Annotated in this window: 17 protein-coding genes, 1 tRNA gene and 1 pseudogene; 8 read left to right on the top strand and 11 right to left on the bottom strand. The window is 52.4% G+C overall.

Translation table 11 applies throughout. From position 1 onward, the window contains the following. A partial coding sequence (gene rlmD, locus lacNas_RS06570) for a 23S rRNA (uracil(1939)-C(5))-methyltransferase RlmD (protein WP_201331148.1) occupies positions 1-796 on the top strand: 796 nt, incomplete at its 5' end. A gap of 365 nt (positions 797-1,161) precedes the next feature. Here the strand turns inward: rlmD and lacNas_RS06565 are convergent. After that, the gene (locus lacNas_RS06565) at positions 1,162-2,124 is read right to left on the bottom strand and encodes an alpha/beta hydrolase (protein ID WP_201331149.1); all 963 of its coding nucleotides are present in this window, start codon (positions 2,122-2,124) and stop codon (positions 1,162-1,164) included. Positions 2,125-2,211: 87 nt separating this feature from the next. Between lacNas_RS06565 and lacNas_RS06560 the strand changes: the two genes are divergently transcribed. Next, positions 2,212-2,493, top strand: coding sequence for a hypothetical protein (locus lacNas_RS06560; protein WP_201331147.1), 282 nt, complete (start codon positions 2,212-2,214; stop codon positions 2,491-2,493). Positions 2,494-2,556: 63 nt separating this feature from the next. Here lacNas_RS06560 and galU read toward each other — a convergent pair whose 3' ends face one another. The 3 genes from galU to map all read right to left on the bottom strand — a co-directional run bounded on the left by galU (position 2,557) and on the right by map (position 5,328). Continuing rightward, the gene (gene galU, locus lacNas_RS06555) at positions 2,557-3,468 is read right to left on the bottom strand and encodes a UTP--glucose-1-phosphate uridylyltransferase GalU (RefSeq protein WP_201331146.1); all 912 of its coding nucleotides are present in this window, start codon (positions 3,466-3,468) and stop codon (positions 2,557-2,559) included. 115 nt (positions 3,469-3,583) lie between these two features. Then, on the bottom strand, positions 3,584-4,498 hold the full coding sequence (locus lacNas_RS06550) for a YihY/virulence factor BrkB family protein (protein ID WP_201331145.1): 915 nt from the start codon (positions 4,496-4,498) through the stop codon (positions 3,584-3,586). Between the two features lie 2 nt (positions 4,499-4,500). Continuing rightward, entirely contained in the window at positions 4,501-5,328 is an 828-nt protein-coding gene (gene map, locus lacNas_RS06545) for a type I methionyl aminopeptidase (protein WP_201331144.1), read from the bottom strand. A gap of 147 nt (positions 5,329-5,475) precedes the next feature. Between map and lacNas_RS06540 the strand changes: the two genes are divergently transcribed. Together lacNas_RS06540 and lacNas_RS06535 are read left to right on the top strand one after the other, a co-directional pair. Continuing rightward, the gene (locus lacNas_RS06540) at positions 5,476-5,922 is read left to right on the top strand and encodes a flavodoxin (protein WP_201331143.1); all 447 of its coding nucleotides are present in this window, start codon (positions 5,476-5,478) and stop codon (positions 5,920-5,922) included. Further along, on the top strand, positions 5,915-6,394 hold the full coding sequence (locus lacNas_RS06535) for a GtrA family protein (RefSeq protein WP_201331142.1): 480 nt from the start codon (positions 5,915-5,917) through the stop codon (positions 6,392-6,394). The genes lacNas_RS06540 and lacNas_RS06535 overlap by 8 nt, the downstream gene beginning before the upstream one ends. Positions 6,395-6,433: 39 nt before the next feature. Here the strand turns inward: lacNas_RS06535 and wecB are convergent, their stop codons facing one another. Next, the gene (gene wecB, locus lacNas_RS06530) at positions 6,434-7,576 is read right to left on the bottom strand and encodes a non-hydrolyzing UDP-N-acetylglucosamine 2-epimerase (RefSeq protein WP_201331141.1); all 1,143 of its coding nucleotides are present in this window, start codon (positions 7,574-7,576) and stop codon (positions 6,434-6,436) included. 101 nt (positions 7,577-7,677) lie between these two features. Here wecB and lacNas_RS06525 point away from each other — a divergent pair, with 101 nt between their 5' ends. Next, positions 7,678-7,875: a hypothetical protein gene (locus lacNas_RS06525; RefSeq protein ID WP_201331140.1), complete on the top strand. Its 198-nt coding sequence runs from the start codon at positions 7,678-7,680 to the stop codon at positions 7,873-7,875. Positions 7,876-8,044: 169 nt separating this feature from the next. Continuing rightward, a pseudogene (locus lacNas_RS06520) lies at positions 8,045-9,493 on the top strand (APC family permease). Positions 9,494-9,568: 75 nt separating this feature from the next. Here lacNas_RS06520 and lacNas_RS06515 read toward each other — a convergent pair. Next, a complete protein-coding gene (locus lacNas_RS06515; RefSeq protein ID WP_201331139.1) occupies positions 9,569-11,023 on the bottom strand; it encodes an APC family permease in 1,455 nt (484 codons plus the stop codon). Positions 11,024-11,482: 459 nt separating this feature from the next. Between lacNas_RS06515 and lacNas_RS06510 the strand changes: the two genes are divergently transcribed. Together lacNas_RS06510 and lacNas_RS06505 are read left to right on the top strand one after the other, a co-directional pair. Further along, positions 11,483-11,725, top strand: coding sequence for a hypothetical protein (locus tag lacNas_RS06510; protein WP_201331138.1), 243 nt, complete (start codon positions 11,483-11,485; stop codon positions 11,723-11,725). Between the two features lie 39 nt (positions 11,726-11,764). Further along, positions 11,765-13,852 (top strand): putative ornithine decarboxylase, encoded by a 2,088-nt coding sequence (locus tag lacNas_RS06505; protein WP_201331137.1) that lies wholly within the window; start codon positions 11,765-11,767, stop codon positions 13,850-13,852. Between the two features lie 81 nt (positions 13,853-13,933). Here lacNas_RS06505 and lacNas_RS06500 read toward each other — a convergent pair whose 3' ends face one another. From lacNas_RS06500 to lacNas_RS06480, 5 genes are all read right to left on the bottom strand, one after another. Beyond that, positions 13,934-15,184 (bottom strand): methionine gamma-lyase family protein, encoded by a 1,251-nt coding sequence (locus lacNas_RS06500; protein ID WP_201331136.1) that lies wholly within the window; start codon positions 15,182-15,184, stop codon positions 13,934-13,936. A 113-nt stretch (positions 15,185-15,297) separates the two neighbouring features. Beyond that, positions 15,298-16,581 carry a uracil-xanthine permease family protein gene (locus lacNas_RS06495; protein WP_201331135.1) on the bottom strand — a complete coding sequence of 428 codons (1,284 nt, stop codon included), beginning with the start codon at positions 16,579-16,581 and terminating at the stop codon, positions 15,298-15,300. Positions 16,582-16,818: 237 nt separating this feature from the next. Further along, entirely contained in the window at positions 16,819-17,892 is a 1,074-nt protein-coding gene (locus lacNas_RS06490) for a PTS sugar transporter subunit IIC (protein ID WP_201331134.1), read from the bottom strand. A 287-nt stretch (positions 17,893-18,179) separates the two neighbouring features. After that, positions 18,180-18,254, bottom strand: a tRNA-Arg gene (locus lacNas_RS06485). A gap of 63 nt (positions 18,255-18,317) precedes the next feature. Continuing rightward, on the bottom strand, positions 18,318-19,033 hold a 716-nt coding region (locus tag lacNas_RS06480; RefSeq protein ID WP_201346707.1), incomplete at its 5' end, for a PTS transporter subunit EIIC.

Below are 19,033 nucleotides of genomic sequence, written 5' to 3'. Positions count from 1 at the left end.
CCGCCGCCGGCAGCTGCCTGGCATCAAGACCGTCGTGGTCCGGCAGGCCGAAGCCAGCCAGGAAATCCAGGTGACTTTGATCACCGTCGGCCACAAACTGGACCGGCTTTTGCAGCTGGCCGACGAGATCATGCGCCTGCCGAAGGTGGTTTCCGTCTACCAAAACGAAACCGACTGGCAAAATCCGCAGGTTTGGGGCAACAAGACGACCAAGCTGCGGGGCAAGAACCAGATCACCGAAGAAATCATGGGCAAAAAGTTTGCCCTGAGCCCGCGGGCCTTCTTCCAGCTGAACCCAGTCCAGACGGCCACCCTGTATTCTGAAGCCCTGCGCCTGCTCAGCTTAACGCCGGACATGACCCTGATCGACGCTTATTCCGGCGTCGGCACCCTGGGGATCTTGGCGGCCGACCAGGTCAAGCAGGTCGTCGGCATCGAAAGCATTCCTGAAGCCGTTCTGGACGCCCGGCACAATGTCGAGCTCAACCATGTCAGAAACGCCGACTACCTGCAGGGCAGCGTTGAAAAGGTCCTGCCCCGGCTGAAGGCTGACGGCCTGCCGATCGACGCTTTGATCGTCGACCCGCCGCGGACCGGCCTGGCCAAATCCTTGATCAAGACCCTGCTCAGAGTCAAGCCGGCCAGCTTCGTCTACATTTCCTGCAACCCGTCCACCCTGGCCCAGGACCTGGTCCTGCTGGGCGAGGCCTACGACGTCCGGGTCATCGAAAACGTCGACATGCTGCCGCAGACGCCGCGCTGCGAATGCATTGCCAAGCTGACCCTGCGCAAGTAAAAATTTAAGCATTAGAAAAGGCGAGAAGATCAAATCTTCTCGCCTTTGAACTGCCCCCGGCAGTTTTTCCAAGTGGATGAGGTAGCTCATCAAATTAATAGTCACGATATTCAATTTTAAGAATTCACCAATGGCTATACCGGCTAAGATAAAACAGTCACATGTTCGAGTTTTACGTGCTAGCGTATGAAATGAATTAGACTATTGCGTATCGCCACTTGGTTAAAAGCTTCAAGCCTTTATATGGTCCCGTTAAGAGAGACAGCGAATAATAATTACAATCTGGAGATAAAAACTTCTGTTCAGTTGTTTTCTACCTCTTCCACGCCTTCAGTATAGCATACATTGCAAACGCTTGCAAGAGTTTATTTGACGTATTTTGCCAAAAATTTTGCCACCGTGCGCGCATACAGGGCCGGGCTGTGTTCATAGGACTTCGCATGCTGGGCGCCCTTGACGATCAAGAGCTGCTTTGGCCCCTTTGTGGCCCGGTAGTTCTTGTAGACCATCTCCGTCGGCACGAAGCTGTCCTTGCTTCCGTGGATAAACAGCATCGGCCGGTGGTTCTTCTTCAGCTGGGCCACGCTTGACGCCTGGCCCAAAAAGTAGCCCGCCTTCAAGCGGGTGATCCCGCTCAGGATTTCCACCAGCGGAAAGCGCGGAAAGGCCGGCATATTGTACAGGGCCTTGGCCTCATGCTCGATTTCGTTTTTGGCGCTGGTATAGCCGCAGTCTTCAATAAAGCACTTGACCTGCTTGGGCAGCTTGAGCCCCGCCGTCATCATGGTCGTCGCCCCGCCCATGGAGACGCCGAAGATCACGATCTGGCTCTTCTGGCCGTTTTTCTTGATCACTTTCTCGGCCCACTTCTTGACGTCGTTTTTTTCCAGCCAGCCGTAGCCGACGTACTTGCCCTGGCTCTGCCCGTGGGCTTCAGCGTCAGGCAGGAGGGTGTTGTAGCCCAGGGAGTGGAAAAGCTGGGCATAAGCCCCCATGTTTTCCTTGTTGGACATGTAGCCGTGCAGAATGATCACGGTCTTGCGGGAGTTTTTCGCTGGAATATAATTGGCCTTAAGGCGATAATTGTTTTTAGCCGACTGCATCTGCCAGTGCTGCTTTTTTACCTGCTGGTACCAGAGCTTCTGCTTGTACAGGGGCGTCGACTTGGTCAGCTTTATCGTCCCGTTGCTTACAAAGCTCTTTTTCCCCGGAACCACGGCCATGTTGAAAAAGTAGCAGCCGGCCCCGATCAGCCCAAGGCTGAGCAGGACGAACAGACTGACGAGAACTTTCACCAGCCGCCGGGAATTGATTTTTTTCTTGCGCAAATCGTTCACCTGATCCTCTTCCTTGTTTTTTGCTTTATTTTCAGCAATATGAACAGTATACCACAATCAAAAAAGAAAGGTTTACAGATGCTGCTTCAAGATTTTTTACAATTGTTGACCGGCTTGAACGGGCAAAACCAGCTTTACTTAAAAGTTGACCAGAACCTCCGCCCGCTCAGCAAGTTCATCCTGGCCCGGGAAGACTGCCAGCTCTGCTGCGGCTCCCGGCCTCTGACGGTCGACAAGTTCCGCCGGCTGACCGGCAAGGGCGACGCGGCAATCCCCCTCAGCTTCTGCTGGCAGGACCGGACCCTGCCCGTCTACGGCATCCAGATCCAGCCCGCCGAACGCCGGATAATCTGCCGGTAAGACCCAGGGCAAAAACAAAAAATAAAATAAAAAATCCGTCTGTCAAACAGACGGATTTTTTGCTTACTTGCCAGCAGGCTTCTTGCCTTCGCTCTCAAGCTTCTTGCCCAGGTCGATGATGTACTTGCGCAGGGCATCCTTGGTTTCCGGGTGACGGAGACCGTATTGGATTGAGGTTTCCATGTAGCCTTCCTTGTTGCCGACGTCAAAGCGCTGGCCCTTGAATTCGTGGGCAAAGACGCGCTGGGTCTTGTTCAAGGCGTCGATGGCGTCAGTCAGCTGGATTTCGCCGCCGGCACCGGCCTTTTGCTTGTCCAGCATGTCAAAGATTTCCGGCGTCAGCAGGTAGCGGCCAATGATTGCCAGGTCAGACGGAGCCTTGTCAACATCCGGCTTTTCAACGAAAGCCTTGACGTTGTACAGATCAGGAGCGGTTTCGCCGATCGGGTCGATCACCCCGTACTTGTTGACTTCTTCATGCGGCACCTTCATGACCGCGATGGTTGAAGCGTGGGTTTCGTCGTAGCAGTTGATCAGCTGCTTGGTCAGCGGGGTCTTGTCTCTCATCAAGTCGTCGCCCAGCATGACAACGAAAGGCTCGCCGGCGATAAAGCTGCGTGCCCGGTTGACGGCATCCCCCAGGCCGTTTGGATGCGGCTGGCGGGTAAAGTAAAGGTTGACCTTCATGTTGGACATGGTCGTTTCCCGAACTACTTTCAGCAAAGCGTCCTTGTGCTTTTCGGTCAGGTTGTCTTCCAGTTCAGTGTTGGAGTCAAAGTGGTCTTCGATTGACCGCTTGCTCCGGCCGGTAACGATCAAAATGTCTTCGATCCCTGAGGCGATGGCTTCTTCAACGATGAATTGAATAGTTGGCTTGTCAACGATCGGCAGCATTTCCTTAGGCATTGCCTTGGTTGCCGGCAAAAATCTGGTTCCCAGACCGGCTGCCGGGATGATCGCTTTTCTGACTTTCATGTATTTACATCCTCTTTTCCTATATTTGTTCTCATTGATGAAAGCATTTTAAATGCAAGCGTATAATAACATATTTCTACAGAATAATCTAGTAGACCCAGACCAGTTCTTGATCTTATGCCTTCCGCCGCTTGGCGATAAATTCAGCCAAAGGCCCGTTAGAATAGACCGCCGGCCCTTGGCGCAGCCGGTCCAGGCTCACGTTGACCGCCGTCCCGAAGAGCAACAGTATCGCCAGCAGGTTGAGCCATAGCATAAAAATGATAAAAGTTCCAACTATACCATAATTTTCCCATTTGACCGGAAAATTTTTCAAATAGAAGGAAAACAGATATGACAGGGCCTCCCAGCCGATCACCGTGGTAATGGTGCCGGGAAGCAGGACCTTCTTGGAGCGGACGTTCGGCACGACCGCGTTCAAGTAGAAAACGCCGATCAGCATCAGCACCAGCAAAACCAGCCAGCGGTAGCTGAAGAGCTTGTCAATCCAGGTCAAGGACAGGTTGAAGATCGGTGCCAGGAAATGCAGCACTTCCTGCCCAAAGACTGCCACCAGGGCCAGGAAAATAAACATCGTCACCATCAAGGCGCTGAAGATGATGGTCAGCGTCCTGTTCCAGATAAAGTGCCAAAAGCCGAGCTTGAGCTCCGTATTGTGGACGCCGTAAAGCCGGTTCATCCCGATGCGGACCGCGTTGACCATACAGGACATGGACCACAAGGCCACGATCACACCGAAGGAGATGTAGCCTGTCGAGTTGGACTTCAGCAGGGTTTCCACGATCGGAATGATGTAGCTGGCAATGTCGCTGGGCAGGATCATCCGCAAGTATTCGACGATCGGGCCGGTCTTGAGGCGAAACAGCGGCAGCAGGTTTCCGATGATGATGATGATCGGAAAAATTGAGAACAGGATGTAGTAGGCGATGACAATGGAGCTTTGAAAAATTTCCCCCTGCGAAACGACCGATGACAGAGTCTGCAGGAAGCGCCCCGAGCCCTTTTGTCCTGGCTCAATTTTTTCAGTCATGCTTAATCGTCCATTTCATCAAAGTGCGGGATGTACTTTTCCAGGCCGTCGTACGGCTTCTGCAGGGTCAGGATCTTTGGACCGTCCTTGGTGATGGCAAAGGTGTGCTCAAACTGGGCTGACTTGGAGCCGTCAGGAGTTGCGTAGAAGACCCAGTCGTCCTTCGGATCGTCGACTGTCTTTTGCAAAATTCTCCAGTCCCCGCCGGCTTCAACCATCGGTTCAACGGTGATCGTCATGCCTTCGCGCAGGCGCAGGCCATGGCCGGCCTTGCCCCAGTGCGGCACTTCCGGATCTTCGTGGATTGACGGCTGAATGCCGTGGCCGATCAGTTCCCGGACGTCGCCGTAGCCTTCTTCGTCTTCAACATAGTGCTGGATGACAGCGCCGATGTCGCCGATGCGGTTGCCGACAACGGCCTGGTCGATCCCCATGTACATGGCCTTCTTGGTCACGTCCATCAGGTGCTGGTCTTCTTCGGAAATCTTGCCGACCCCGTAAGTGGTGCAGGAGTCGGATTCATAGCCGTTCAAGTTGCAGGTCACGTCGACTTTGACCAGGTCGCCGTCCTTCAAAAAGACGTTCTTGCGCGGAATGTTGTGGGCAATTTCATCGTTGACGGAGATGCAGGTGCCGTACTTGTAGCCTTCAAAGCCTTGTTCTGACAGGCGGCCGCCCCGGCTGGAAACGAATTCCTGGCAGAATTCTTCGATGTCCCAGGTGGAGATGCCCGGCTTGATGACATCACGCAAAGCTTCGAACATGGTTGCCAGCAAGTGGCCTGAAGCCTGCATGCCCTTAAGTTCACGAACAGATTTAATAGTAATCAATTTGTTTTTCCTTTCATAATGAAACAGTTTGTCTTCACCATTATAACCTTTTTTAAAAGTTTGCTAAAGTAGCAAAGCGCCCGATTCGCCAAGCCAGCGCAAATCGTGTATAATACTGTAGAAATTACTTTTTTAGGAGCTTCATTCATGAGAGCGAAAATTGTGTTTGCCAGCATGACTGGCAACGATGAAGACATGGCCGAAATTCTGGAAGAAGATCTGCTGGACAGCGGCCTGGAAGTAGATTGTTCTGACGTCAGCTTCACTGATGCCAGTGACTATTTGGACAGCGACCTGTGCGTGTTTGTTACCTACACCTACGGCGAAGGCGTCATGACCGACGAAATCGCCGACTTTTATGACCAGCTCAAGGAACTTGACCTGACCGGCAAGTCCTTTGCCGTCATGGGTTCAGGCGACAAGACCTACAAGGAACACTACTGCGAGAACGTGTTCGACTTTGAGAAGGCCTTCCTGGCCTGCGGGGCCAAGGAGCTGATCCCGCCGCTTACGGTCGAGAACGCGCCAGACGATGACGATATTGCACGCATTGACCAGGCAGCTGAGGAGTTGGCGGACAAATTAAATGGATAAAAATCATAACCAGCGGCGGGCTTTAGGCGAGCGGATCTTCAAGCGCCACCGCAATTTATGGGTTTACATGTTCTTTGGCTTTGTTGCGGCCTTGATCAACACGGTTGTCTTCATGTTCATGCATGACGTTTTGCACACCGTCTTGGTCATTGACAATACGGTTGCCTTTATCGTGTCCAACCTGGCCTCCTTCTGGTTCAACCACAAGGCGGTCTTCACCAAGAATGTGGACCATGAGCACAGTTTGTGGCAGAAGCTGCTGTCCTTTTTTGCCTACCGGATCATCAGCCTGCTGCCTGACACCTTGATCATGTGGCTGGGGATGAGCATTTTCGGCTGGCCGGCTTTGATCGTCAAGATCATCGACCAGATCCTGGTCGGCATCTTCAACTACTTGACCACCAAATCCGTCTTTGAACAGCAAGAAAGAAGTTTCAGACGGAAGCTGCAGAATAAATTAAAAAAGCGGTGAAGCTGAGCTTCACTGCTTTTTTTCGTTCAAATTGATCTGTCAGCTAAAGTCGGCTGGCTTGGGATCCTTCTGTCCGCCAAACCACCAGGCGATGTCGTTTAGGATCCGGTCGCTAGCCTGGCCGTCCCCGTAAGGGTTCTTGGCTTCCGCCATCTGCTGGTAGGCATCTGGATCAGTCAAAAGCTCCAGCATGGCCGCCTTGACGGCCTCCTCTTGGGTGCCGACCAGCTTTAAGGTGCCGGCCTTGACCCCTTCCGGCCGTTCGGTCGTGTCCCGCAAGACCAAAACCGGCTTGCCCAAAGACGGGGCTTCTTCCTGCACGCCGCCAGAGTCGGTCATGATGAAGTAGCTGCGCTTGGCCAGGTTGTGGAAGTCAACGACGTCCAAAGGCTTGATCAAGTGAATCCGGGAGTCACCTCCTAAAACTTCTTTGGCAGCTTCCTGGACTCTTGGCGACAGGTGGACTGGGTAGACGATTTCAACATCATCGGTCTGGTCGACCACGTCCTTCATCACCTTGAAGACCCGCCGCATCGGTTCGCCCTGGTTTTCCCGCCGGTGCATGGTCACCAGGATGATCCGCTTGCCTTGGCCGATTTTGTCCAAGACTTCATGCCGGTAGTCGGCCTGGACGGTCTGCTTCAAGGCATCGATAGCCGTGTTGCCAGTGACGAAGATGCCTTTTTCAGGATGGTCTTCCTTTAAAAGATTGGCCCGGCTGACGGCAGTCGGGGCAAAGTAGAGGTCGGTCAAGACGTCGGTCAATTGCCGGTTCATTTCTTCCGGGAAAGGCGAGTACTTGTTCCAGGTTCTGAGGCCTGCTTCCACGTGCCCCAGGGGCGTCTGCTGGTAGAAGGCAGCCAGGCTGGCGGCAAAGGAAGTCGTCGTGTCCCCGTGAACCAATACAATGTCGGGCTTTTCGTCCTGGATAATCTGGCTCAAGGAATTCAAAACCCGGGTCGTGATGTCAGCCAATGTCTGCTTGGGCTGCATGATGTTTAAATCATAGTCCGGCTTGATTTTAAAAATCTCCAGCACCTGGTCCAGCATTTCCCGGTGCTGGGCGGTAACCACAGTAACTGCCTGGAAACGGTCGTCACTGATCAGCTTGAGCACCAAAGGGGCCATCTTGATAGCTTCTGGTCTGGTGCCGAAAACGGTCATTACTTTAATTTTCTGCATACTTGGTCTCCTTAGCAAATTGCTAACTTAATCATAGCAAAAAGGCGCGAAAGCGGCGAATTTTTCATAAAATAATCGAGAAAACAATTTTGAGGTGCACTATGACAATTAATATTTTCCCCCTCCTGGCCGACAGCCTCTTGATCATCCTGGCTGGCTTCAGCTTGGTCTACTCTTTTGACAGATCCTTGAGGCAAAAGGCCCGGCGGGCTTTAAGAGTCAGCAGCATCATTCTGGCCCTGGTCATCATCCCCCTGACTCTGTGGATTCTGCAGCATCCCCTGCTTGTAAATCAATGAAATTTAGATAGCGTTTTTTCAGAAAAAACAATAAAATTAACTGTATCACGCACTCAGGAGGTGATGCAGTGCCAGCTCATACTCTTTTAAGGCGCCGCAACAAGCCCCCGTGTTCAAAAGCGGTTAGGCAAAACTATCACGCTTATTGACACGGAGAATTTAATAAAGAATGACTGAAGAAAAAACTCGTCCACATTACATGGGCTGGGTCACCCTGTCCATGTTCGTTTATTTGACCGTCATCAGCTTTGAGGACCCCTTCTACCCCTACCAGGAATACGGTTTGTTTGTCCTGGTCATGTGGATCTTCATGCTGATCTTCTACCAACTGCCATATACCTTGATCGCCACCCAATTGGGTCTGTCTTATTCCGGCGATGAAGAAGGCGGGATGTCTTCCTGGATCAGGCAGGGCACCGGCAGCGAGCTATTAGGCTACGCGACTGGATGGATGTACTGGGCGCAAACAATCCCGTATCTGATTGACTGTGCCAGTTCAGTAGTCGTTTCCTTGTCCTGGGTGATTCTGGGCAACAAGTCCCTGGAGCAAAAGATGTCGCCTTTGACTTTCAGCCTGCTGACTTTTGCCATCATCCTGCTCTTCATCGTCTTTGACAACACGGTCAAGGATGCCTTGGACAAAACTTCTCTTTACAGCGGAATCGCCATGTTTGCCTCGGTCGTGGTCTTTTTCATCATGATCATCTGGTCCTTGACCCACGGCGGCCATATCGCGACCGACTTGTCCTGGTCCAACATCAAGCCCAAGCTGAGCCTGCACTATTTCTCCTCGGCTTCCATGCTGATTTTTGCCATGTCGGGGGCAGAATTGGCGGCACCTTACGTCTCCCGCTTGAAGAAGCCTAACAAGGAATTTCCAAAAGCCATGTGGCTGCTCTTCTTCATGTCCGCCTTCATGGTCATCTTTGAAACGTTGGGCCTGGCCGTTTTGTTTGACGCCAAGCACATTCCCAACGACTTCAAGATGAACGGTGACTACTACGCCTTCCAGCTTTTGGGTCAGGAAGCTGGCCTGGGCAATACTTTGATGTACATGTACTCGATCGTCTGCTTGATCTCCCTTTTGGCCCAGATCGCGGCTTTGATCGATGCCGCCAGCCGCTTTTTGGCAGCAGACACGACCGCCAACTACATGCCGCGCTGGTTCTGGAAGAAGACCAAGTCCGGCCAGCCGATTAACAGCTACATCTTTACCGCGGCCACGACCTTGATCCTGGTTTTGCTGGGCGGCACTCTGCCAAAGATCAATGACTTCGTCAACTGGCTCTTGAATGTCAACACGATCGTTTCTCCCTACAAGACCTCAGTCGTGTTCTTGGCGTTTTTGCTTTTGCGCTACTAGAAAAAGACTTTCGCCAAAGACGAGTATGTCTTTATCCGGAATCGGAAAGGTGCTTTAGCCGTAGGCTGGTGGTGCTTCCTTTTGACTTTTATCTGTGCCACCATGGCCTTCTTCCCGCAAAACGGGACGCCATTTTCCGCCCATTGGTTCAGACAACTCTGGATGAATATTGTCGTCGTCCTCTTCCTTTTTGGCACTGGTCTGGTGCTGCCGCTTCTGCGCAAGCTGGAAATGCGGCAGGAAAAAGCTAAATAAGCTAAATAAGACAAAAATAAGGAATCAGCCTCGCTGATTCCTTATTTCTTTTTGCATTATTCTTTTTACTTGCTTTTAGCTGTTAGCCTTGGCTTGGTGCTTCAGTTCCAGCTTTCTGAGCCATGGCAGAAGGAAGCCGGTCCCGAAGAGAACGATAACCGTGATGATGTTCATCCAAAGCTGCTTGGTCCACTGCGGGCTGTCAAAGGTAACGTCCTGCGGCAGGAAGCCCATCGTCGCGCAGATGAAGGTGAAGATGAAGCACCACCAGCCGACCGCCAGGGCCCCCTTGTGATTTCTGATGAAGACGAAGTCGCCGTCGGCAAAAGTCTTGTGCCGGTAGCGGAAGGCTAAGAAGGCCAGGAAGACTACGGAAGTCTTGTACGGGGATACGATCCCGTTCAAGTTCAAAAGCCAGTTGAAGATGTCGTTGATTTCCGGCAAGGTCCCTGACAAAAGCAGAAGGAAGAGTGTGATGCTGCAAGTCAAAACGTAACTGTTGACTGGCAGGCCATCCTTGTTCTTCTTTCTGAGCCAGCTTGGCATGTACTTTTCTGACGTGTCAGAGGCAAAGACCCGGCTGGCTGCGTCAATCAAGGCGGCCAGGTCAGCCATGAAGTTCAAGAGGCAGACGATGGCGTACATGTACATGAGGCTCTTGCCCATGCCCGCTTCTTCACCTAACAGCTGGAAGGCGTAGAAGGCCCCGTTCATCTTGAAGTCGTGCGGGATGTGCTTGGCGTCAAAGAGGACTGCCAGACCAAGAGTTTCGGTCAAGGTCATGAAGACCGTCATGGCAAAAAGCATCCACATTGACTTTGGGAATTCCTTGCGGGGATTCTTGAGGCGGGTCACGTAAGGCGCGGCCAGTTCTGCCCCGGACATGGCGAAAATCAAAAGGCCAGTCGTTGAGAAGTAATGGACGCTGAAGTTCGGCTTGAAGCTGGACCATTCCATCTTGGTGGCGATGTGGCCGCCGTGCATGAGGGCCCAGATGATCAAGATCACGAAGATCACGGACATGGCAAACATGGCAATCCCCCCGATCAAGGACAGCAGGTCCAGGGAGTTTTTATATGCACTTTCGCACAAGATGAAGATCAAGATGATGACAAAGGTCAAAAGGCCGAACATGAAAGGTGACATGTGCTTGCCCAAAGTGTTGTTGCCCAGGATCATCCAGGAAATGGAGACGATGATGGAGTTGGACACGTCCACCAGGTAGGGCACGGTTTGGGCCCAGTACATCCAGCTGGTCGCGTAGCCTAATACGTCGCTGCCCGTCCCCCGCCGGATCCAGGAGGCCAGGCCCCCTTCTTCAGTATCCTTGTAGGCCAGGCCCAATTGGGTAGCGATCAAGGTATATGGCAATTGGTAGCAAATCAAAAGGAAAATCCATGAAAAGATTACGGACAGACCTTGGTTTTGGTATGGGTAGAAAACATCTTCAAAGCGAATGATGGTGACGAAGTCGAGCATCGCCAAGGTCATCCAGGCCATGTAATGTTTCTTTGGGGTTTCTTCAATCATTCTGTAAATCAAGCTCCTTATTGGTCAAGTTGTCTTAAGCGGCAATTTGCCTGCACGGGGGCTTGTTCTGGCGCTTTAAAAAGCTGGTCACTGCACCATCTCCAATCAAAAAAGTGTCGTTTTCATTTTATTCCTATTGTTTTAAAAATTCTATAGTTTTTTCAATTCAATAAGAATTCTTTCAAATATTAAGTGAAAGTTATCCGCATACCGGTCATTAGCCGGCTTTTAGTAAAAAATATTTGCTTAATTTACTCTTAACAAGAAAAGCAGGCCTTTTTCGTGCAAGTAAATACGCCAAAAGGAAACATCACTAAAGGCGGCAATTGAGAATGCTTTTTGGCAAAAAAAGCTTGAAAGTGTATAATTTACCTATGTCTACTACAATTTTTTTATAAAGGTACCGAATTCGGTGGTAAGCGCTTTTATAAAAATACTAAGTAACAGAAAGGAATAGATATGAAAAAGTTTTTGCGAGTAACTGCAACTCTTTTATCCGCTGCAGCTATTCTCGACTCTTTGTATTGGCTGTTTGTTGGCCATTCCTACTTGAGAGTTGCTTTTCTTAAGCTGACCAGAGATTACAACATCCCGGTCTGGCTTCAAGTCGCGGCTATCATCGGTATCCTCTTTTTTCTCTCTCAATACGACTGGTTCTTTGATCACCTTTTCCGCGATGAACGTGACCGCAAGTATAAGTAGCAACTTCCGTCAACCCATGAAACAGAAAGGATTTTTTCAATGCATTATCTAGCAATCGCTGCTAAAAAAGAACTTCTGCCCTATCTGCCAATCGACTGGCCCAAAACTGAACTGACCGAGCTGGTCAACCCGGCCAGCCTGGCTGCCGTCGTCATCGACGAAAAAGACAGCCGGTCCCGGGGCATCTACCAGACCATGAAGGAAAAGCTGGGCCTGGACTTGCCCTTGATCGAATTTGGCCCTGAGACCTCCCCAGCTGAAATCAGCCGCTTGGCCCAGGCCTACGAAGAAGCTAATGTTCCCCGCTTTATCCGGGAGCTGACGGCTTTTTCTGACCAAGACGACCTGGTCTTCGATACTCCTGGCCACCACAACGGCCGCTTCTATGACCGCCACCCAGCCGGAGCAGTCTTGCGCAACTTCTTCGGTGACAACTACTTCAGAGCCGATACTTCTGACTGCGTCTCAGAGCTCGGCGATATGATGAACCACACTGGCGGGCCCTTAGAAGCCCAGCAAGAAGCGGCTAAAGCCTTCAACGCCGACAAGGTCTACTTCTGCACCAACGGGACGACCAGCGCCAACACTATCTGCACCACCGCCCTTTTAGATGAAGGCGACCTGGTCCTTTTTGACCGCAACAACCACAAGTCCATCTACAACAGTGCCCTGGTCATGACCGGGGCCAAGCCGGTCTATCTGCCGACTGACCGGAACGCTGACGGCTTAATCGGTCCCTTGATCGCTTCTAGCCTGGACGAAGACTTGATCCGCCAGGAAATTGCCAAAATTGACCCTGACCGCGCCAAGGCTGACCGGCCTTTCCGCCTAGCGGTTCTGCAGCTGGAAACCTACGACGGTATTTTCTATGACGCCAAGCTTATCTTGAAAAAGCTCGGCCGCCTGTGTGACTACATCCTCTTTGACTGCGCCTGGGGCGGCTACGAACAGTTCGTCGACGTCCTCAGAGACTATTCTCCCTTCCAGCAGGACTTAGGCCCCAATGACCCCGGCATCCTGGTCACCCAGTCCGTCCACAAGCAGCAAGCCGGCGTGGGCCAGGCCTCCCAGATTTTGAAAAAAGACAGCCATATCAAGGGGCAAAAGCGCTACGTCGACCACAAGCACTTTAACCACGCCTACATGAAGTACGTTACGACCAGCTACTCCTACCCGGTCTACGCTTCCCTTGTCGCTAACAGCGCCATGGCTGCTTCACCGGCCGTTAACAATTGGTGGAACGATACCGTTAAATTAGGCATCGACTTCCGCAAGCGGCTTTTAAAGGAAAGCAAGCTCTTTAAGCCCCTCGTTCCCCCAACTGTCCACGGGCAAAAGTGGGAAGACCTGCCAACTGATGTCTTGGCCCAGGACCCAGAAGCCTGGAAACTGTCCCCAGATGATGACTGGCATGGCTTCAAATTGATCGCTCCAGGCGAAGTTGCCCTAAGCCCGGTAAAAGTCACCTTGATGACGCCGGGCATTGACCTGGCAAAAGCGGCCTTTACTGAAGAAGGCATCCCTGGCGCCATCGTTTCCCTCTACCTGCACGAAAAGCACATCATCCCGGAAAAGTCAGACAGCTACTCTACCTTGTATCTGCTGACGCCAGGCGAAGGGCAAGTCGACATGAACGGCCTCTTCTCGGCCTTGCTGGCCTTTGAAGAAGCCTACTTGACTAAGGCTCCCCTGTCTTCCATCATGCCGGAATTAGTGGCCCAGTATCCTGACCGCTATAAGGGTTACACCCTCTACCAGCTCTGCCAGGAGCTCCACCACTACTACCAAGGCCATGACATCTTTAAGCTCCAGCAGGCTCTCTTCTTAAAAGGCAGCTTCCAAGACTACGAGATGACGCCAAAAGAAGCTGACCGCGAATTCGTCCACGGCAACAGCGAGCTGGTCAAATTGGCCGACGCCAAGGGCCGGGTGGCCTTAGAAGGCGCCCTCCCTTACCCGCCAGGGGTCTTCATCGTGGCTCCAGGCGAGCGCTGGCAGGACTTGGACGTTGATTACTTCCAAGTCTTGATTGGCGCTGCTCAAAAGTTCCCAGGCCTTGACCCGGAAATTCAAGGGGTCTACCAGGAAGGCGGCGAAGTCTGGGCTGAAGTCCTCAAAGAAGATTAATATGACAAAAAACGTTGACACAAGGCAGTGTCAACGTTTTTTCTATCTCTTGAACTATTTTCCTTATTTTGCCTTTTTCCCTTAGTCGCCAAAAAGCACTGACTTGACCGCGTTGGTCACGGCGATCTTGTCGTGGGCGTAAGTCAAACCGCCCTGCATGTAGACAGCGTAAGGCGGACGGATCGGGCCGTCAGCTGAGAATTCGACCGTTGACCCGGAGACAAAGGTCCCCCCGGCCATGATGACTTCATCTTCATAGCCCCGCATGTGGCTTGGAATAGGAGTGACGAAGGAGTCAACCGGCGAGTTCTTCTGCACTTCCTGGCAGAACTTGATCATCTTTTCCTTGTCGTTGAAGGTGATCAGTTCGATCAAGTCGGTCCGCGGCGCGTCCCACTTAGGAGACACGTTGAAGCCCAGCTTTTCCATCAAGGCAGCTGAGTAGATCATCCCCTTGATGGCTTCCCCGGTCACGTTTGGCGCCAGGAAGAAGCCTTCGTAGAATTCGTGCAGGCTGTTTAAGGTTGGGCCTTCTGAGTCGCTGATCCCTGGGGCAAAAAGCCGGCTGGCTGCCCGGTGCACCAGTTCCTTCTTGCCGACGATGTAGCCACCGGTTTGGGCAATCCCGCCCCCGGCGTTCTTGATCAAAGAACCAGCCATGAAGTCGGCCCCGTATTCAGTCGGTTCATGCTTTTCAGAGAATTCCCCATAGCAGTTGTCAACAAAGATGTAGGACTTCGGGCTGACTTCCTTGATGAAGTCGATCATTTCCTTGACCTTGGCTACCGGGAAGCTTTCCCGGGTGTCGTAGCCCCGGGACCGTTGGATGGCCACGATCTTCGGCTGGTCGCGCTTCAAGATCTTTTCGCCTTCTTCAAAGTCGACGCTGCCGTCTTCTTTCAGCGGCACGTAAGAGAAGTTGACCCCTTTTTCAATCAAGGTGCCGGCCTTGTCTGGGGTAAGGCCGATGGCGTGCTGCAGGGTGTCGTAGGGCATCCCCGTCAAGTAAGTCAAGGTGTCGCCTGGCACCAGGTTGCCGTCAAGGGCAGTTGCCAGAGTGTGGGTGCCGGAAACGAACTGCGGCCGCACCAGCGCGTCTTCAGTGTGGAAGACCTGGGCATAGACCCGCTCCAGCTTGTCTCTGCCTTCGTCGTCGTCCCCGTAGCCGTTGGTCCCCTTGAGGTCAGATTCCGCAACCGCGTTGTCGACGAAGGCTTCCAAGACCTTGGCCTGGTTGTAGACGACCTGCTCATCGATCTCGTGCAGGCGGTCGGCGATCTGCTCGTCGACTTCCTTGACGATTTTTGCTAATTCTTCTGGTAAATTGTTCATGAAAAAAATCCCTCTGTTTGATAATGGTTACTTACTTATCTTAAACCAAAAAGGCCGCTTTTTAAATAAAAAATAGCCTTCCATGCAATTATGGAAGGCTGTTTGCAAAAATTCTATTGTTCGCTGGCGGCCTTTTCCGGCAAGATCAGGTTCAAGAGAATCCCGAACACGGTTGCCAGGGCAATGCTGGTCAGCTGGAAGGAACCGATCTTCAGGTAGGTGCCGCCGATCCCGATGACCAGGATCACGGAAGCAATAACCAAGTTCCGCTTCTTTTCAAAGTCGATCTTGTTGTCAACCAGGATCCGCAGGCCGTTGGCCGCGATCATCCCGAAGAGCAGGAAGGAAATCCCGCCGATGACCGGGGTCGGAATGGACTCGATCACGGCTGAGATCTTCCCGACAAAGGAGAAGACGATGGCGAAGAAGGCTGCCCCGCCCAAGACGAAGACGCTGTGGACCTTGGTCATGGCCAAAACGCCGATGTTCTCACCGTAAGAAGTCGTTGGCGGGCCGCCCAAGAAGCCGGCGATGATGCTGGAGAGACCATCGCCCAGCAGGGTCCGGTGCAGGCCCGGGTCCTTGAAGAAGTTCCGCTTGGTCAATTTGTTCAAGACCATGATGTGGCCCATGTGCTCGGTCATGGTGACAAAAGCGATCGGGGCCATGGTGATGATGGCGGCCGGGTACCACTTGAACTTGTAGCTGACGCCCAAGACGTCAAAGGCCGGCAAAGAGAACCACTTGGCGCTTTCTACTCCAGACAGGTCCACGATCCCGCAGACCAGGGCCATGAGGTAGCCACAGATGATCCCCAGCAAGACGGGAATCATGCTCGGGAAGCCCTTCAAGAACATGTTGAAGATGATGGTAATGACCAGGGTGAAAATTGCCACCCCGAAGTAAGTCAGGCTGTACTTGCCGCTGGCGTTGAGCATGGCGTCATTGGCCGCCGTCGTCGCCAGGGACAGGCCGATGACGATAATGATCGGGCCGACCACGATCGGCGGCAGGATCTTGTCCAGCCAGCGCGAGCCGAAGCGGGCAATCAAAAGGGCCACGATGACGTAGACCAGGCCGGCCGCGATCGCCCCCTGCCCTACGGCCGGATAGCCGTAATTCTTCATCAAAGCCTGCATGGTCGCGATAAAAGCAAAAGACGAACCCAGGTAGGCCGGGATTTTCGCCTGCGTGCAGAGGATGTAGACCAGAGTCCCTACCCCCGAGCAAAAGAGCGCGATGCTTGGCTTCAAGCCGATCAGCAGCGGCACGAGGACGGTCGAACCGAACATCGTGAACAGGTGCTGGATCGACAAAACCAGCCAGGGACCGAATTTCGGCTTGTCCTGAACGTCCAAAACCGCTTCAGGGTTCCGGAATGTCTTATCTTCTTTCAAAAAAATCTTCCTTTCCAATCATGGAACCCGGCGCAAAAAGCTGTCCTTGTCAGCCTCACGGGACTGAATTTAAAGGTTCCTTAAACATTTGATTCACTTTAGACTACTAATAATATTATTTTTTGTCAAGCGCACAAAAAAGCCACGGCTGGCAAAGCAGCAGCCGTGGACTTGACATGTATATGTATAAGGAAAAATATGTGTTATTGGCTTGATTAAGGAGTTTACTAATGACAATTAACGGGCCGGGCTGACGAAGTATTCCGGCTTGCAGATCTTGGTCCAGTCGACGAAGATCTTCTTCATTAAGTAGCCAACCGCGAACGGTACGACTACCCAGACGATCACGAGGACAAGGATGTTGTGGAAGCCGGCGTTGTATGAAGCCAGCGGTGAAACGGCACCGATCAGGCCGAAACCACCTGAAGCCGGGGTACCCTTAAGGCCAAGCATCGGCACTGACAGGGTTGAGACAGCCGCGGTCAAAGCGATCGGGATCCCGATCACCGGGTATCTCAGGAAGTTTGGCATCATCATCTTGATAGCGCCTAAGAAGATGGCAACTTGGACACCTGGCTTGTCAACCTTTAAGGTTGCCCAGATCAGGAAGGCCGCGGTGCTTGCCAGGCCGAAACCGGCAGCGGCTGAACCCATGCCGGCCAGGCCGATGGCCACGGAAATTGCGACCGTTGACAGCGGCGTAACGATGATGATGGCAAAGGACATGGCGATCAGGATACACATCGGGTACGGAGCCAGCTTGGTGAAGGTGTTGATGACGTCACCGATGGCCGTGGTTACCAGGGACACGTAAGGCTTGGTCAGGCTGCCCAGGAAGCCGACGCCGGTGCCGGCAAGGATCGGGAAGAAGACGATCCCCAGGGAGCCAAAGCGGTTGCCGACCCACTTGATAAAGAGCACGGCTACGGCTGCCGTCAGCATGGTGTTGATAACGTCGCCCATCCCAGCTAACTGGTAGGTCGTGGTACTTACGCCCTTGACAGTAGTAGTGACGGCCGTAATACAGCCTGAACCCAGGAAGGCCGCGCCACCGACACAGGCGGATTCAGTGTAGCCCAGGTTGAACTGCTTGGCGGTTGAGAAACCGCACATTACCGAGAAGAAATATTGGAAGACGGTCACAATGTGCAAAAGATTGGCCACAATCGCGTTGCTTCCTGCAAAAGGAGTCAAGAAAGTTGACAAAATGGCACTTGGTAAAAGTGACACGATAATGGCAGTCGCTGAACCATTAAGGACTTTCATCGTAAATGATCCAACTGTTTCTTTTGTTTGAGTTGTTTCAGACATATAGTCTCCGCCTCCTAACGGCAAAAAATTAAAATTACGGTTTGGACAGATTATGAGGATTAAATATAGTTTAATCTCTCTCTCATAAACTGATGTCTTGAATTATAGAGAAAGATTTCTTGCTTTGCAATCCTTTTTCTGAACACTTTCATAATTTTTTTAGGAAAAGCAAAGAATCCGGTTTCTTTTTCCAAGAACTTTACTTTCTTTAAATTTTTGTTAAAAGGAGCGGCCTTTTTTATAAAAAGCAAAGAAAAACCCCTTACTCGAGGTAAGGGGCAGGTCGATGACCCGGGCGAGATTTGAACTCGCGACAACCTGGTTTAGGAAACCAGTGCTCTATCCAACTGAGCTACCGGGCCATGCAACACATTTAATTTTACAAAAAAAGTTCCTAAAAAGCTAGTGCTTTAAGCAAGTCGGTCTCAATACTGGGGCATGAAAAAGCGTCTTGGCTCGCCCTGGCTGCCGATCTTGTCGGCTGCCTTGACGAAAGGCAGCCAGATCAAAACGGCCACCAGCAGGTTCAGCAAGGACAAGACCAGGGCCCGCCAGTCGTAATTGCAGGCCAGGTACGGGCCGATGACCGGGGGCATGATGTTGGGCACGGAGGCCTGCACCCGGTTGACCCAGCCTAGCCGCGTCGCCAAGTAGGCCAAAGACACGTTGGCCAGCGGCGCCAGCGTGAAGGGCAAAAAGTAAACCGGGTTTAAAATGATCGGCATCCCGTAAAGCATGGGCTCATTGACGTTGAAGACCGCCGGGGCCAGGGCCACCTTGGCCAGGGTCCGGTGGTCGCCGCGCTTGGAGGCCAGCAGGATGGCAATGACCAAAGGCAGGCAGACCCCGCTGACGCCAAAGACCACAAAGGAAGTACTGGTCCACAGGTAGGGAATCTTGTGCCCGTTAGCGGCCGCCAGCAGATTCGCGTTCTGCGCCGTGGCCCAGATCGAGCCGACCACCGGGGCCAGGGCGCTGGAGCCGTTGATGCCGAAGAACCAGAAGAGCTGGGTCAGCGCCGTGACGGCAATCACCATGACAAAGCCCTGGCCCAGCTTGAGCAGCGGCAGCTGGATGATCTCCAGCAGCCAGTCGCCAAAGTACTGGCCGGTGATGGTCTGGAAAAGATAGTTCAGCCCGC

Source organism: Lactobacillus nasalidis (assembly GCF_016587775.1).
Lineage (GTDB): Bacteria > Bacillota > Bacilli > Lactobacillales > Lactobacillaceae > Lactobacillus > Lactobacillus nasalidis.
Note: the sequence above shows the minus strand (reverse complement) of the source record. Positions and strands in the feature narration are given on the sequence as shown.